This is a genomic window from Sodalis sp. RH16 (assembly GCF_047324245.1).
In the GTDB taxonomy this organism is placed as follows: Bacteria; Pseudomonadota; Gammaproteobacteria; order Enterobacterales; family Enterobacteriaceae; genus Acerihabitans; species Acerihabitans ligni.
The window spans coordinates 2,917,966-2,933,964 of sequence record NZ_CP178737.1 but is presented as its reverse complement, the minus strand read 5'-3'; the positions used below and the strand labels follow the sequence as shown (position 1 = coordinate 2,933,964).

Sequence of the window (15,999 nt, the reverse complement as noted above, 5' to 3'; positions counted from 1 at the left end):
CGACATCAGACGTTTTCCATTTCTTGCTGCAATGTTTCATTATCAATGGCATCGGTGGCATATTCCTTACCGAAACGGCCCCGGTTCATCATGATAATCCGGTCGCAATTGGCCAACAGCTCGGGCAGTTCATCGGAAATAAACACAATCCCCATGCCCTCGGCGGCCTTCTCTTTCACCGTTTGGTAGATATAGCTTTTTGCCCCCACGTCTATGCCCACCGTCGGGCTGTCCAGGATGAAAATCCGCGGATGGGTGGCGAGCCATTTCGCCAGCACCACCTTCTGCTGGTTACCGCCGGAAAGCATTCTGATCTCTTTATCCATATTGTCATACTTCACCTGCATGCCTTTGAGCAGGCCGCTCACCGCACGGCGCATCTTGCCGCCGTCCAGCAGTCCCAACGGGTTAAGATAGGATTTCAATGAGCAGAGCGCGGCGTTGGCGGCGATGCTTTGCTGCATCACCAGCCCCTGCAGTAATCTGTCCTCCGGCACGTAAGCGATGCCGTTGGCCACGGCGGTGCCGACGCTCCCGATGACCACCGGACGGCTTTCAATAAAGATTTCGCCGCTTTGCGCCGGTTCTATGCCAAACAGCGCCAGGGCAAGTTCGGTACGGCCGGCGCCCAATAATCCGGCGATGCCCAGCACTTCGCCTTTATGCAAATCAAAACTGATATCCTGAAAGCTGTTTTTTTTACACAGGCCGCGCACCCTGAGCAGCACCTCGTCCGTAGCATGGGTTTGCCGCGGGGGATAGGTCAGTTCATAACCCAGCATCAAGGCTTCGATTTTTGCCGTGGTGGCTTCGCCGCCGTCCACCGTGTCGATTAATTTGCCGTCGCGCATCACGGTAATGCGATCGCAGATTTCCAGTAGTTCATTAAGCTTGTGGCTGATAAAAATAAACGATATGCCCTGCGTGCGCAGACGGTTGAGGATGGCGAAGAGATGCTTGATTTCGGTACGGGTCAACGCCGTGGTGGGCTCATCCAGAATAATCAGCCGTGAGTCATTAATCAGCGCGCGGGCAATGGCCACCAGTTGCTGCTTGGCGATGGGCAAATCATCCACATCCGCCTCCAGATCGAGGCTGATGCCCAATTGCTGGATAATCGTCCCGACCTTGTCTTTATAGGCCGATGAAAACACGAGTGATTTATTGTCATTCACCATTTGACTGATATAAATATTTTCCAATACCGTCAGATTGGGAAACAGCGACAGATCCTGATAGATGATGCCGATACCTTGCTTTACCGCTTCAATGGCGGAATATTTATCCATTTGGCGGCCGTTGATCCGCAGGGTGCCGCGATGGAAATCCAGCACGCCGGCGATGATTTTCATCAAGGTGGATTTGCCGCAGCCGTTTTCACCCACCAATCCATGAATTTCCCCGACATTGATGTCGAAACTGACATCATTCAGGGCGGTCACCCCGTCAAAGGTCTTGGTAATATGTTCAGCGGCAAGAAATTGCATTGTAGGGTCCTCCGGCGGCAGACAGGGGCACGGCGCAGTCCGCCCCTGTCCAGGCGTCCGATTAAAAATCGTATTTGCTGTAGTTGTCTTTGGTCACGGTGAGCGGTTTATCAAAAATAATGTTTTTACCGTTGATATCCGGTTTGCCGATGCCGGGGATTTCCAGTCCGTTTTTAATCTGATCGCGCTTGCCTTCAGCGATCATTTTGGCGATATAGGTCATGGAATACGCGGCATCGCCCGGGCTCCACAAAATCAGCTCGGTCAGCGAACCGTCTTTCAGGAATGACGCCCCCTCTTTGGGGGAGGTGGTGCCCATGACGGTCAATTTACCCACCAGGCCCTTCTCCCGCAGCGCCTGCGCCGCCCCCGGCCCACCCTGGCTGCCGAATGAAATTACGCCTTTCAGATCGGGATAGGTGGAGAGCAGTTCCAGGGTCTTCTGACGCGAGGCGTTGCGATCCTCGCTGACGGGGAAACGCTCGGCCACCAGCTTCAGATTGGGGTATTTCGCCTTTGCTTCTTTTATCGCCGCATCCGCCCAGATATTGTGGGCGGGCACCGTTAACGAACCGACATAAATGGCGTATTCGCCGCTGCCGTTCACATGCTGGGCGAACTGATCCAGCATGTATTTGCCGAATTTTTCGTTTTCGATCATTTCCACGTCAAAATCGGCGTTAGGCTGGTTCACCGACTCATGGGTAATGACCACGATGCCTTTATCATGGGCGCGGGCGAAAACCGGCTCACAGGAGCTGGCGTTATTCGGCACCACCAGTACCGCGTTAACCCCCTGGCTGATGGAGTCTTCAATAATACGGACCTGTTGCGCTTCATCCGGGGACGCGGGCGCCTGCTGGTAAACATTGACGCCGAAATCCTTGCCGGCTTTTTTTAACCCTTTTTCATAATCGTTAAACCAGGCAGAACGTAATTTCGGAATACCGACCATGGTTAATTGCTGCTCGCCCGCGGCGTTGGCGATCATAGGATAGGTATTGATGGCGGCGCCAAGCAGCAGGCACAGCGCAATTGCGTTGAGTTTTTTCATGTTTATTCCTCATGACTGACAATATGCTCTTTATCCTCAATACTACGAGTTGCAAGCGACGGGTATATCAGGCGGGATACCGGCTTTCCGGTTCAGGTATGGCACCGGCGTTGCCTAATTCGATCACCGCGCCCTGGAACCGCTCTTCGGTATCAAGATAATAAAAAACATCGTCACCGATATTGCCGCTTTGCACCACCTGGTAGCCGCGTTTTTCATAATCGGCTATCGCCTGCCGGCAATCTTTAAAATAAAGCTTCAAATGATGCAAACCGTAACCATGCTTTTCGATATACTCATCATAGATGCTATATCCGCTTACAGGCTGCATTAATTCCATTTGAACACCGTTTACCCAGCATACGGCGATTTTATAAACATGCTCCGCCGGCTTACCGCGATAAAGTGAATTTTTGATATTATGCGGTCCATAGGTGTATATATCCCATGGACCGATATTACATACATGATAATAATGCTCAATTGCATCATCCAGATTGGATACCAGATGTGCGATTTGTATTATGTCACCATCTTTCATAATCGGGCCTTTTGGCTAAATAAAATCAACGTTAGGCAAATTTATGCGGCAACCCTTCAAGATTGGTATGGCGCTTTTTCATCTCGTCGAGGGAAATACCGGTTTTTTCAATCAACAGCATGGTAATAATATCAACAAACAAAAAGAGCGATTGTTCCAGCAGGGACGACATGGGCTGAATGGATGCCACTTCCTCAGCGCCGCCAAAAATCTGGCCCGGTACCCGCACCGTTAAATCGGCATAACCGCCATGTTCGTTTTCCGGATGCGCGGTGAGTAAAGCGATGCGGGCGCCGGCTTCCTTAGCCAGCTTGATGATATTGAGTTCGACATTGGTGACCCCGCAGTGGACGATAAGCAGGTCTCCCTCCCCGATGCAGGGGGTGGTGGTGTCATAAACCACATAACTGTCGAATCCCATATGCTTCAGCCGCATGGCAAAAGCGCGAACGGAAAGTTGCATTCTACCCATAGCATACAACTGAATCGTTTTTGCTTTACATATTTCATCCATCAACTGGCTAATTTCATTTTCATCAACCGCCAGCAGCGTCGTTTTGTTTTCAGCTATTACCTGTTCAACGAGGTTCTTGTAGGTGTACATCAAAAAAATCCTCAGTTTTAGTTTAATCGGCATTGATGATTTATTTTTACATATCAAAAAATTTGTAAACTAATTTAGTTGATATGTGCATACAACATACGATAAATTTGTAGCGTAACTATCGATACCGATCACATTTTTTTTGCAAATTTGTTAAAAAAAAGCACCGTTTTGTCATTAAAGTGATCGCGCTCACATTAATTATCCGAAAGAATTACAGCCCCTCCAGTATCTCCACAGCAGCGCTGTTGTAACGCCACAGGGTAAAAAAAGCCGTCTAAACTCCCCCATCGGGAAGAGGACTCGGGGACGCGTTGCCGCTTGGCAGCGACTTGCCAAAGGTTGTCGGATGGGGCAGAATCGCCGCTGGGATCAATTCATTGAAGTCAATACCGTAAGGGCGAGGGATTAAGATTGTGACGCCACTCGTGATAAAGAAAAAAATCTTTATTTAGTGTGCTCGGTACGGGTTTATTTTTATCTCCTGCACGATAATCACAATGGCGGCAGCGGCCTCGGACGGTATAAATCTTGACCAAATAACGCGCTTGATTTTACAACTTTTATCATTTATGGTGTTTTTAAAATATTGTCGGGTGCTGGTTATTTCGTGTCGGTGTTATTTCCCGGCCCACGGATAATTTTGAATTGCTTAATTACTTTTAGAATGGGCGAAAAAAATCATCATGGCAAAAAGAGGTAAACTTGACGCGGTATTCTTGACGATAAAACAGCGTATCCTTGATGGGATCTACGAAGAAGATCAACGTTTACCATCGGAAAAAATTTTATGTGATGAGTTTTCCGTCTCCCGGCCCACAATATCCAAAGCCTTGGCTAAATTAAGAGAACTGGGATTGATCAGCAGTACTCAGGGCTCAGGTCATTATGTCTGCGTTCAGCGTCAGGAATCTCCCCTTGCGCCGCAAGAACTGATCCTCGGTATATTATCTCCTCGCCTTGAGGCCAATGAAAGCGGCTTTCTCTTCGAACAAATTTTCAAGTCCATGGCGTCATTATCGCAGCAATTCAATTTTTCCCTGGTCTGGAACGGTGTGGTCACCATGGGATCGGAGGCCAGTAAACAAAAAATCATCGAGATCATTGAAAAAATCATCGATCGCTATATCAAAAATAACGTGCACGGAATATTTTTTATTCCCATTGAATTTCACCCCTTTGCGGATGAGATCAACAACCTGATTCTGCATAAATTATCGCAATACAATATCAAGGTGGTCCTGGTGGACAGCGATTTTGCCGCTTATCCGGATAAAAGCGCCTACGACCTGGTGGGTATCGACAATATCGCCGCCGGTTATGAAGTGACGCGCCATTTGCTGCAAAATAAAACGCGGCGCGTTGATTTTCTTTGTGAAAACTACTCGGCTCATACGGTTTCCATGCGCATTATGGGATATAGGCTGGCATTGCTGGAAGCCGCACTGCCCGCCGTAGCGGAGTGGGTGCATGAGGGCGCCGTGGGGGATAAAAAGTTTATTAACCGTATACTCGATTCCGGCGCCACCGATATTGTTTGCGCCAACGATTTCACCGCCATGAAGCTGTTATCAGTCTGCACTCAAATCAACCGCAAAGTGAACGTTGTCGGCTTTGATGATAACGAATATTCGGCTTTGCTCGGCATCCCCCTGACCACCTATAAACAACCCTTCGGCGATATCGCGGAAAACGCCATTTTCCTGATGCTTAACCGTCTACAGTTTCCGCAGACGGCCCCCCGCCATTTGCAGCTCCGCGGCGAACTGATTATCCGTTCTTCCTGCGGAACGCTTCCCTGATTCATCACTGACTGCCCGCCCGCGCGCCCTCCCCCAGGCATAGCGGAAGATACCGGTCTAGACTTGAGCTATGTCTTATTAAGTCTGTCGAGGAGGCTCCGATGCATACCACCGCCGCAGAAACCGTTCCCTCCACCCCCGATGCCCGAGAACTGGCGCTTATGGATCGCTATTGGCGGGCGGCCAATTACCTGTCGATGGGACAAATCTATCTGATGGACAATCCCCTGCTCCGCCGGCCGCTGCTGCCCGAACATATCAAGCCTCGCCTGCTCGGCCACTGGGGTACTACGCCCGGACTCAATTTTATCTATACCCATCTCAATCGCATTATCCGCAATCGCGATGCGGAAATTATCTTTATTTGCGGTCCGGGGCACGGCGGGCCCGGGATGGTAGCCAATACCTGGCTTGAGGGCACCTATAGCGAAATTTATCCGGCCGTCGGTGCAGACGTCGAGGGGATGCGCAAACTGTTCCGGCAATTCTCGTTCCCGGGCGGCATCCCGAGCCACGCGGCGGCGGAAACGCCCGGTTCCATCAATGAAGGCGGCGAACTGGGCTACTCTCTGGTGCACGCCTACGGCGCGGTGTTCGATAACCCAAGCCTAATCGCCGCCTGTGTTATCGGCGACGGTGAAGCGGAAACCGGCCCGTTGGCCGCCAGCTGGCACGCCAACAAATTCATTAATCCGGCCCGCGACGGCGCCGTGCTGCCCATTCTGCACCTTAACGGCTACAAAATAGCCAACCCCACCCTGCTGGCGCGTTGCAGCGATGGCGACCTGCGGCAACTGTTCGGGGGTTATGGCTATCGGCCGATTTTTGTCGAAGGGGATGAACCCCTGGATATGCACCGTAAAATGATTGCCGCTTTTGATCTGGCCTTCGACGCTATCCACGAAATACAACGAGATGCCGCCGCCGGCGGTGCGCCGAAGCATGAGGTGCCCCATTGGCCGCTGATCGTATTTCGCAGCCCGAAGGGCTGGACCGGCCCGAAAGAAGTGGACGGCAAAAAAGTGGAAGGCTTCTGGCGCGCCCACCAGGTTCCGGTGGCGGGCTGCCGCGAGAACGACGCCCACCGGAAAATACTGGAGGACTGGCTGCGCAGTTACCACCCTGAAGAACTGTTCGACGCCGAGGGCAGGCTGCAGGACGACCTGCGTCAGTTGGCCCCCGCCGGCGCCCGGCGCATGGGGGCTAATCCTCATGCCAACGGGGGACTGCTGCGCAAGGCCCTGCGCACGCCGGCCATCGGCGACTATCAGGTGGCGGTAAGCCGGCGGGGTGGAATCCAGGCGGAATCCACCAAAATTTTCAGTGAATATTTGCGGGATATTTTCCGGCTGAATGCGGATAACGCCAATTTTCGCCTGTTCGGCCCGGACGAGACGGCGTCAAACCGGCTGAGCTCGGTTTTTGAAGCCACCCATCGGGTTTGGATGGAGGAGGTAAAACCTTACGACGAGCAGTTGGCAACGGACGGCCGCGTGATGGAAGTCCTGAGCGAGCATCTTTGCCAGGGCTGGCTGGAGGGCTATCTGCTTACCGGTCGCCACGGCGTGTTTACCTGTTACGAAGCCTTTATCCATATCGTCGACTCCATGTTCAACCAGCATGCCAAGTGGCTGAAGGTATCCCGTGCTTTGCCATGGCGCCGGCCCATATCGTCCCTGAATTATCTCTTGTCGTCCCATGTCTGGCGGCAGGATCACAACGGGTATAGCCACCAGGATCCGGGATTTATGGATCTGGTGGCCAACAAGAAAGCCGATATCGTGCGCATTTATCTTCCGCCGGACGCCAATACCCTGCTGTGGGTGGGCGATCACTGTCTGAACACCTACGATCGCATCAATGTCATTGTGGCGGGCAAACAGCCGGAACCGCAGTGGCTGCCTCTGGATGAAGCGGTCAAGCACTGCGAGTCGGGCATGGGCATCTGGCGCTGGGCGGGTAACGAAGACGGCCGCACGCCGCCGGATGTGGTGATGGCCTGCGCCGGGGATGTCCCCACCATGGAAACGCTGGCGGCGGTGGAACTGCTGCGCCGCCATGTGCCGGCCCTGCGCATCCGGGTGGTCAACGTGGTGGACCTGCTGGCGCTGCAATCACCGGAAAGCCACCCCCACGGCCGCCCCGATAACGTCTTCGATGCGCTTTTTACCCCCGACCGGCCGGTGATATTCGCTTTTCACGGTTATCCGGTCCTGATCCATCGCCTGACCTATCAACGCAAAAACCATGACAATATCCACGTACATGGTTTCATGGAAGAAGGCACCACCACTACGCCGTTTGATATGGCGGTGCTTAATCGGCTGGACAGATTTCACTTGGCCATCTCCGCCATTGAGCGGGTGCCGGGGCTGAAAGCGCAACAACCGGCCGCCGCCGCCCTGGCCCTGTTCCGTGCCAAGCTGGATGAGCATTATCATTATGTGCGGGAACACGGCGACGACTTGCCGGAAGTGCGGGATTGGCAGTGGCAAGAAATCCACCGGCCGGTGTGAACCCACAGTGCCTAGGGGATTTACCCCGGCACAACATCGTCAGGTGGCGATAAACCCACCGAACGGCGGATACAAAGCTCGGTGGGAAAATCTTTTTGCGCCGGACCGTCGGTGACGGCGCCCATGCGCTGCAGCAGCAGGGTCGCCGCGGCGCGGCCCATGTCCCGCCCCGGCTGGCGCACGGTGGTCAGTTCGGGGTGAAGCAGCCGCGCTTCGGGAATATCGTCGAAACCGGTAACGCTGATATCCTCCGGCACCCGTACGTGCAGCTCCAGGCAGCGGCGGATAAAACCAATGGCCATCAGATCGTTGGCGCACAGCACCGCCGTGGGCCGCGCCGCCAGGGCCAGGATCTCGTCCGCCGCCCGGCGGCCTGCCTGCTCGGTGTAATCGCCGCGTATCACCGGCACGCTGTCCGGCGGGATGCCGGCACCGGCAAGGGCCTCGCGGAATCCCGCCTGGCGCTGCTCACTGGTCCATAACCCCCGCGGACCGCTTACCAGCGCCAGGCGACGGTGGTGCCTGGCCAAGACATATTGTCCCAGGGTACGGGCGCCGATAAGATTTTGCGAACTGATAAACGGCACTTCTATCCCGGGGGCTATGCCGGACACCATGCCGGGCAGATATTCATCCACAAACACCACCGACCCCTTTGTCGCCAAGGCGGTAAGCGACGGACTGGGCAAACCGGTGCCGGAGAGATAAATCACTCCGTTCAGCCGCTGGGTGCGCAACACCTGGGCGTAATACTCCTCCCGCCGGGTATCCGACCAGGTCAGACACAACACCAGCAGGCAATCGACGGTATCCAGCACGCTCTGGATACCCTGGGCGACATCGACGAAAAACGCATTGCCCAAATCCGGCACGACAAAACCGATGGATGAGATGCGTTGATGCTTAAGGCTCCTGGCGGCGCTGTTCGGTTCGAAGTTCAGTTCGGCGATGCAGCGCAGGACGTGGCGGCGGGTATCCTCCGCCACCGGCCGGGCGCTATTGTTGATCACGGCGCTGACGGTGCCGATTGAAACCCCGGCCAGCCGCGCCACATCACGAATGGTGGGCCGAACCGGCCGGGCGGATTTGATGCTGTTTTCCATGCTTGATAAGCCTGTGCGGGTTAGGGGGAACGGCGCCAGTAGCGCCGCGACCAGCGGCGGGCCTTGGACGAAGTGCGCCATGGAGTGACCAGATATTCCAGCACAATCACCAGCAGGAAACTGAGCACGCCCAATAAGGCCAGGAAACCGATGGCGGAAAAGGTCCCGGCGGTGTTCAACCGCGAGTTGGCCTGCAGCAGATAAGCGCCCAGGCCGCCGCTGGTGGAGGCGGTCCATTCGCCGATCACCGCGCCGGTCACGCTGAACGTGGCGGACAGTTTCAGGGCGGAAAACAGCGGCGTATAGGTGGCCGGCAGTTTGACATAGCGAAAGATGCTCCAGCGGGAGCCGCCCATGGACCTCACCAGGTTCAGCATATCGCCGTCAACGGAGTTCAGGCCGTCCAGCACGTTCACCACCACCGGGAAAAATACCACCAGTGCCACGATAACCAGTTTGGGCGCCAGGCCGAACCCCAGCCAGATGGTCAGCGCGGCGGAAATGGCGATCACCGGCACTGCCTGGCTGGCAATGAGAATCGGATAGAGCACGCTGCGAATCCAGCGGGTGGAATCCATGGCCACCGCAAACAGGAACCCGGCGCCGGCGCCGAGAACAAACCCCAGCAAGAAGGTGGTAAACGTACTTTGAAAACCAATCCATAATACCGCCCAGTCCGACAGCACATGGCGCCAGGTCATTTCCGGCGAAGGCAGGACATAGGGGGGAATGTGGTAATAACGCACCGCCAGGTCCCATGCCAGCAGCACCAGCAGTAACGCCGCCAGGGGCCCCAGCAGGGGTAACAACAATTTACGAAGGTGTTTCATCGGCATGAACGTCCTGTTGGGGAGTCTCGCTGTAAATCAGGCTCAATATCCGGCGCTTCAACCGGATGAATTCCTCCCCGGTCAGACAGGACAAAGGCCGCGGCCGGGGAATATTCACGGTAAAGATTTCCTGGATACGGCCGGGACGGGGCGTCATTACCACCACCCGGTCCGCCAGGTAAACCGCTTCGTCGATATCATGGGTGACGAAAATCACCGTCCGGTGCTGCTCGGCCCAGACGGTCAACAGCCACTGCTGCATGGACAAACGGGTTTGCGAATCCAGCGCGCCGAAGGGTTCGTCCAGCAGCATGACGTCATGCTCCATGGCCAGGGTGCGCATCAGCGCCACCCGCTGCCGCATTCCGCCGGACAGTGCCGCCGGATAGTGATTGATGAACTCCCCGAGGCCGTAGCGTTCCGCCAGCGCTACCCCGGCCGCCCGCTGCGCCCGGCCGGCGCCGCCGTTAAGGATGGCGCCGAGCACGATATTGTCGATAACCGTCATCCAGGGCAGCAGCAGATCCTTTTGCAGCATATATCCCACATGGCCGGTGCGGCCGGTAACATCCCTGCCGTCAAGAACAATCGCGCCGCTGTCCGGGGGCAAAATCCCGGAAATAAGATTGAACAAGGTGCTTTTGCCGCAGCCGGACGGCCCCACCACGCAGACGAACTCCCCCGGCGCGATGTCAAGACTGGTGGGCGCCAGCGCCGTCATCGCCCCAAAGCGCCGGCTGACCTGTCGGATCGATAACTTGGCAGATGTCATGCGGTGGCCTCTTTTCAATCCGGATATCCCGGTACGCTACAATCAATGGCTTCCCTTCGGTTATCAGTATTCCACAACCGCCGCCGCCGAACCACCGCAACCTGGCGGATAAAATGGAAATTGAAACGGTTCAATAATTTACCATTGTATCTCGATAATATCTTTTTTTTTGCTTGATTAAAAAGCATTAAGATGACAATTTTGTTTATTGAACCGGTTCAATAACCGTGATGACTGACATATCAATAGAGCACTATAACACCCAATTTTTTAATACGGCTCGGGGAGGGCCTCACAATGAGTCGAAAAAAAGTACTGCTGGTAGGTGAAACATGGGTTACCTCGGCAACGCATTTCAAGGGTTTCGATCAGTTCGGCAGCGTGACCTTCCACTCGGGGGCCAAAGGTCTGATGGCCGCACTGGCCGACACGGAGTTTGAGATCACCCATCTACCTGCGCATCAGGCGGTGGAAGATTTCCCCTTTACCGCAGAGGGGCTCAGCGCTTACGATGCCGTCCTGCTGTCGGATATCGGCGCCAATTCGCTGCTGTTGCACCCCGATGTCTGGCTGAACGGCAAAACCGTGGCCAATCGCCTGGCGCTGTTAAGGGATTGGACCGCCCAGGGAGGCGCCCTGGCCATGTTCGGCGGCTATCTGAGTTTCCAGGGCATCGACGGCAAGGCGCGCTGGCATCGGACCCCGGTGGAACAGGCCTTGCCGGTGGAATGTCTGCCCTATGACGATCGGATCGAAATACCCGAAGGATTCCGCCCGGAAATAGAGCCGGCGTATCAAGGCCATGCCATGTTCAGTGATATTACCGGCGAATGGCCGGTATTGCTGGGGATAAACGAAGTGATCGTCAAACCCGGCAGCGAAGTGCTGGCGCGCTTGCCAAAAGCCGCCGGCGGCCATCCGCTGCTGGTGACCGGCCGCTATCAGCAAGGGCGTACGCTGGTGTGGACATCGGATATCAGCCCGCACTGGCTGCCGCAAAGCTTTATGGACTGGCCCGGCTACAGGCAGTTATTGATCAATATGCTGTCCTGGATGACGCAATAGCTGACCGATGCGGCCGGCCGGGCAAATCATCAGACGATGATGACCTCAATGCCCTGCTGTTCCAGGTCGGTTCGATCCTTGTCATTGATTCCGTCATCAGTGATCAAGGTGTGAATTTTATCGATAGGCAGCACCAGATTGAATCCGTTACGGCCGAACTTGCTGGAATCCAGCACCGCAACCACTTTTTTAGCCGCGTTCGCCATCACGCCGCTGATGGCGAAACCCTCGTTAAAAGACGAAATGCCGATACGGGCATCAATACCGTCCGCGCCGCAGAGGGCGTAGGCGTACAGCTTAACGCGATCGGCTTTATGCCTGACAGGCGCGAGGCCGCCTCATTGGATCCGATGGCGTAGAGATAGCGGCCAGCAGGCCGAGCTCCACCGGCAAACCGGCCTTGATCGATAGCCTCGCCGCCACGCCCGACAGGGCGACAACGGATCCGATGCTTAATTCAATGCCGCCGGTGAGGATAACGCAGGTGGCGCCCATGCCGATAAAGGCAATGGTGGAGGTTTGCAATCCCACCGTCATGATATTATTCATGGTCAGGAAACTGCCGCTGGTCACCGAAAAAATAATAACCAGTAACAACAATCCGCCCAATGCCGTTAATTTCAACACAATTGCTTTTGATTATCGCTCATTTACGCAACCTATTTTTATTTATTGTATTTATCTTCTATTTACGTTTGTGATCCTGATCATAATAAACCTTCGTCTGAACTTAAACGAAAGATATCGAAAGAATGGCTTTCAGGAAGTAAACCGTAAGCATGCAGGCTGGGGGAGCTCCCCCGAGGCTAGGCGTAACCCGGTTTGACAGAGGGAAGATGGGCAGAAATATTTAAATGACGATAGGTTGAAAATCGCGGCTTTAACGAGGGTTCGGCGGAACATCCCCTGTTTCGGCCAAGTTTGTTTTAAAAAAAATAGTTTTATCTGCTATTTAAAATAGCCGAAATATTTGTTGAGCAGATGCACAATTTCATTATGATACTAAAAAAAATGATGAAACGTTTTGGAGCTTTGCATGAACAATACGCTGTCGGCTAATAACGGGACGGTGACTTTTAGCGGATATGCCTCGATGGATGGACTTGGAGCCGGAGCTAATACGCATGAACCCTTTTCTGCCAATACATCACGAATGGCGCCAAGAATAAGCGTTTCCAACAGCAGTGTGAAATTTAACAAAATCCCTGCAGCGTCACGCGATAGTGCTCAGCTCCCACCTTCAATACATGGCGGATCATGGACCGGCGGCTCTGAAATTACTGCCGGTTTACCTCAATCAATCATGGGCGGGCAGAAGAACTGCAATCTCCATGCTCATTGCTCTGTGCATACAATTGGCGATTCGCTTAACGCCAAGGCTTCCAATCAGTACAGACAAATGCCGTATCGGTCCAGCTACGCCGCTATTACAGCGCGGAAAAAATGGGAAAAAGAGATCTATTATCAGAACATCAAAAAAGCATGCCTGGATGAGGTAACGAATAAACACCTGAGCATATATTCTGTGGTAAAGAAATACGGTGTTCCCCGTACGAGACTCATGAAATGGTTGAAAGAATGTCCGGCATGGACAGGAAATCTTGACGATGGCGGCCTTTCGGCAGAATTGCTCCATAAAAGGATTTTAGAAGTCAACTCTTCCCTAATCGCCGCACAGCAGAGCAATAATGGCCCGGCGGAGAAAGCGGCCGGAACCCACCGTAGCGCTCAAGGCAAAAGTAGCACAAACAGCGGAAGGGCGGGTTCCCGTCCCCTGCCGGTTTTGCAACAGCAGGCGGCAAACGGAGACATGGCCCAGATGGGGCGGCTCTGGCGGCCTTGGTAAGACGATTGTCCCGACCGCGTCAAAAGAACTCATGGGTATCGCCATCGTCTTCAGCGTCCCAGTCCCAACCGCAGGGCAAACTCCGCCGCCGGCATGGGTTTGCCGAACAGATAGCCCTGGGCTTCAAGACAGCCTTTTTTACGCAAGCGTTCGCACTGTTCCACGGTTTCAACGCCTTCGGCGATAACCTCCAGTTTGAAGCTGCTGCCCAAATAGAGTATTGCCCTGACGATCGCCGCATCCGGCGGGGATTCGCACATGGCGCGGACAAAGGTTTGATCCACCTTCAGCCGGGTGACCGGGTAATGCTTGAGCATGCTGAGGGAAGCATATCCCGTTCCATAGTCATCAAAAGCGATCCCCACGCCATCTTGGCATAATTCGCGCAGCGGAAGCAGCATCGTTTCATCATGGCGCAGGATGATATTCTCGGTGATTTCCAATTCCAGCGCCTGGGGCGGTAACCCGGTTTCGGCCAGAATGGCGCGAACCTGCCGCGCCAGGTTTCCGGTTCTGAACTGAGCGCTAAAAAGATTGACGCCGGTACGGAAATTTTCAACGCCGGCCTTGCGCCAGGCCGCCGTCTGGCGGCAAGCGGTCTTTATCACCCACTCCCCGACCCGTTCCGCCCACGGACCGGATTCCAACGCCGGTAAAAAAGCGGCCGGACCAAGCAATCCTTTTACCGGATGTTGCCAGCGCAGCAGGGCTTCCGCGCCGACAATCGCTTCGTCGGACAAACGTACCTGAGGCTGATAAAACAATTCAAATTCATTCTGCTCGAAAGCGCGGCCGAGTTCGGTTTGGTAGGAGCGTTTCGCCTGCGATAGCTCACGCAGTTCGCGGGTAAAGAAACGGCGGCAGTGGCGTCCCTCGGCTTTCGCCTGATAGAGCGCCAGATCCGCGCTGGTAAGCAGTTCCTGGATAGTCAGGCCGTGGATGGGATAAATCACGATACCGACGCTGGCGCCGATATTCACCGGCTGTCCGTCGACGGCCAAAATTTTTGATATTTCATCAATGATCTGGTCGGCGATTTCCGCTGCCCGCTGCGGATCCGACAGGCCCGGCATCAGCATGGCGAACTCATCGCCGCCCATGCGGGCCACCACATCGCCGGATCGCACGCAGTGCTGCAGTTTATAGCCCACTTCCACCAGAACCGCATCACCGCCGGCATGTCCCAGGTTATCATTGACGTCCTTGAAGCCGTCCAGATCCACCAGCATGATGATGGCGGCGTCTTCATTCCTCAATACCTGTTCGAGACTCGACGTCAGCAGGGTCCGATTGGCCAGTCCGGTAAGATGATCCATATGCGCCAGTTGGAACAGGCGCTCCTCATTGCGGCGACGTTCGGTAATATCCCGCAGGATGGCGCCAAAGCTGACATGCTGATCATCGACCCACATCGAGGCGGACAGCTCCACCGGAATCCAGGCGCCGTCCGCGGCCCGAACCTTCAGTTCCAGCGTGCCGCCATGCTGCAAGGCTTCTTTATCCGCCACCAGACGGCGCAATCGGGCCACCGGACCGCCCGGTATCAATATATTGATATTTTGTCCGATAATATCCTTGCTGTCATAACCCAATAATTTACGGGCGGCGGCGTTCCAAAATGTAATGGTACCGATTTCGTCGGCGCAGATAATCGCATCCGGCGAGGTATGCGCGATATTTTCAAAACGGCCCTGGCTGGCGCCGCGCGCCCGTTCCAGTCGGCGCATTTCCAGCTTATCCATCACCAGCGCCGCCAAATCCTGCATATTCTGCCTATCGCCGCCGTTAAGATCCGGTCGCGGTACCCGATCGATAATGCACAATGAGCCGATGGCGTAGCCCGTTCGCGTAAACAGTGGTATTCCGGCGTAAAAACGGATAAAGGGCTCCCCGGTCACCAGTGGATTATCCCGGAATAAAAGATCCGCCAGGGTATCCGGTATCACCAGGATATTTCGAGTTTGGATGGTATGGGTACAAAAGGAAATGTCCCGCGGCGTTTCACAGGTAGCGATGCCGGTGCTGGCGACAAACAGCTGCCGCTCCGCTTCAATAAGGGAAATCAATACGATGGGAACATTGAATATATTGGCCGTTAATTGGATTAATCGGTTAAAAGCCATATCCGCTATTGGCGAATGAATTCCGAATTCCTCAAGAATTGCCAAACGCTTTTCTTCATCCTGACCCAACGGCGGATACGTCATATTTGCCTCTTCAAATAATTATAAACATAATAATTGACAATGCTTTAGAAGGGTTATGCCTATTAAGTATAGTCACAGGCGCGAAGAAGCGGCGATAATCAACGGGCTGGTTTTATGCGCGGGATCGATAAGAATGAATAATGACCGGCGCCGGATAAAATTCATCAGATTC

At 54.3% G+C, this 15,999-nt stretch carries 13 protein-coding genes and 1 pseudogene; 4 read left to right on the top strand and 10 right to left on the bottom strand.

Going from position 1 to position 15,999, the window contains the following annotated elements; translation table 11 throughout:
• Window positions 1-5 precede the first annotated feature (5 nt).
• The 4 genes from ACL2XJ_RS13475 to ACL2XJ_RS13460 form a co-directional block, all read right to left on the bottom strand.
• Window positions 6-1,487, bottom strand: coding sequence for a sugar ABC transporter ATP-binding protein (locus ACL2XJ_RS13475; protein WP_413726744.1), 1,482 nt, complete (start codon window positions 1,485-1,487; stop codon window positions 6-8).
• Window positions 1,488-1,548: 61 nt separating this feature from the next.
• On the bottom strand, window positions 1,549-2,541 hold the full coding sequence (locus ACL2XJ_RS13470) for an autoinducer 2 ABC transporter substrate-binding protein (protein WP_132923125.1): 993 nt from the start codon (window positions 2,539-2,541) through the stop codon (window positions 1,549-1,551).
• A gap of 67 nt (window positions 2,542-2,608) precedes the next feature.
• On the bottom strand, window positions 2,609-3,082 hold the full coding sequence (locus ACL2XJ_RS13465; protein ID WP_132923126.1) for a VOC family protein: 474 nt from the start codon (window positions 3,080-3,082) through the stop codon (window positions 2,609-2,611).
• A 31-nt stretch (window positions 3,083-3,113) separates the two neighbouring features.
• Window positions 3,114-3,686: an SIS domain-containing protein gene (locus ACL2XJ_RS13460; protein ID WP_132923127.1), complete on the bottom strand. Its 573-nt coding sequence runs from the start codon at window positions 3,684-3,686 to the stop codon at window positions 3,114-3,116.
• Between the two features lie 686 nt (window positions 3,687-4,372).
• Between ACL2XJ_RS13460 and ACL2XJ_RS13455 the strand changes: the two genes are divergently transcribed.
• Together ACL2XJ_RS13455 and ACL2XJ_RS13450 are read left to right on the top strand one after the other, a co-directional pair.
• Window positions 4,373-5,488 (top strand): GntR family transcriptional regulator, encoded by a 1,116-nt coding sequence (locus ACL2XJ_RS13455; RefSeq protein WP_132923128.1) that lies wholly within the window; start codon window positions 4,373-4,375, stop codon window positions 5,486-5,488.
• 101 nt (window positions 5,489-5,589) lie between these two features.
• Window positions 5,590-8,004, top strand: a complete 2,415-nt coding sequence (locus tag ACL2XJ_RS13450; RefSeq protein ID WP_413726743.1) for a phosphoketolase — start codon at window positions 5,590-5,592, stop codon at window positions 8,002-8,004.
• A 20-nt stretch (window positions 8,005-8,024) separates the two neighbouring features.
• On the opposite strand, the gene ACL2XJ_RS13445 is transcribed toward ACL2XJ_RS13450, so the two are convergent.
• Genes ACL2XJ_RS13445 through ACL2XJ_RS13435 form a run of 3 tightly spaced genes read right to left on the bottom strand, consistent with a single transcriptional unit; the run spans window position 8,025 to window position 10,709 of the window.
• Window positions 8,025-9,107, bottom strand: coding sequence for a LacI family DNA-binding transcriptional regulator (locus ACL2XJ_RS13445; protein WP_413726742.1), 1,083 nt, complete (start codon window positions 9,105-9,107; stop codon window positions 8,025-8,027).
• A 20-nt stretch (window positions 9,108-9,127) separates the two neighbouring features.
• Window positions 9,128-9,937 (bottom strand): ABC transporter permease, encoded by an 810-nt coding sequence (locus ACL2XJ_RS13440; protein ID WP_243701459.1) that lies wholly within the window; start codon window positions 9,935-9,937, stop codon window positions 9,128-9,130.
• Window positions 9,921-10,709 carry an ABC transporter ATP-binding protein gene (locus ACL2XJ_RS13435; protein WP_413726741.1) on the bottom strand — a complete coding sequence of 263 codons (789 nt, stop codon included), beginning with the start codon at window positions 10,707-10,709 and terminating at the stop codon, window positions 9,921-9,923. Before ACL2XJ_RS13435 ends, ACL2XJ_RS13440 begins: the two co-directional genes overlap by 17 nt.
• A 297-nt stretch (window positions 10,710-11,006) precedes the next feature.
• Between ACL2XJ_RS13435 and ACL2XJ_RS13430 the strand changes: the two genes are divergently transcribed.
• Window positions 11,007-11,774 (top strand): glutamine amidotransferase, encoded by a 768-nt coding sequence (locus ACL2XJ_RS13430; protein ID WP_413726740.1) that lies wholly within the window; start codon window positions 11,007-11,009, stop codon window positions 11,772-11,774.
• 29 nt (window positions 11,775-11,803) lie between these two features.
• On the opposite strand, the pseudogene ACL2XJ_RS13425 reads toward ACL2XJ_RS13430, so the two are convergent.
• Together ACL2XJ_RS13425 and ACL2XJ_RS13420 are read right to left on the bottom strand one after the other, a co-directional pair.
• Window positions 11,804-12,049: pseudogene (locus ACL2XJ_RS13425) on the bottom strand (transcriptional regulator); the annotation flags it as partial.
• Window positions 12,050-12,086: 37 nt separating this feature from the next.
• Window positions 12,087-12,401, bottom strand: coding sequence for a hypothetical protein (locus tag ACL2XJ_RS13420; protein ID WP_413726739.1), 315 nt, complete (start codon window positions 12,399-12,401; stop codon window positions 12,087-12,089).
• Between the two features lie 409 nt (window positions 12,402-12,810).
• Between ACL2XJ_RS13420 and ACL2XJ_RS13415 the strand changes: the two genes are divergently transcribed.
• Entirely contained in the window at window positions 12,811-13,620 is an 810-nt protein-coding gene (locus tag ACL2XJ_RS13415) for a hypothetical protein (RefSeq protein ID WP_413726738.1), read from the top strand.
• A 50-nt stretch (window positions 13,621-13,670) separates the two neighbouring features.
• On the opposite strand, the gene ACL2XJ_RS13410 is transcribed toward ACL2XJ_RS13415, so the two are convergent.
• The gene (locus ACL2XJ_RS13410) at window positions 13,671-15,827 is read right to left on the bottom strand and encodes a putative bifunctional diguanylate cyclase/phosphodiesterase (protein WP_413726737.1); all 2,157 of its coding nucleotides are present in this window, start codon (window positions 15,825-15,827) and stop codon (window positions 13,671-13,673) included.
• Window positions 15,828-15,999 lie beyond the last annotated feature (172 nt).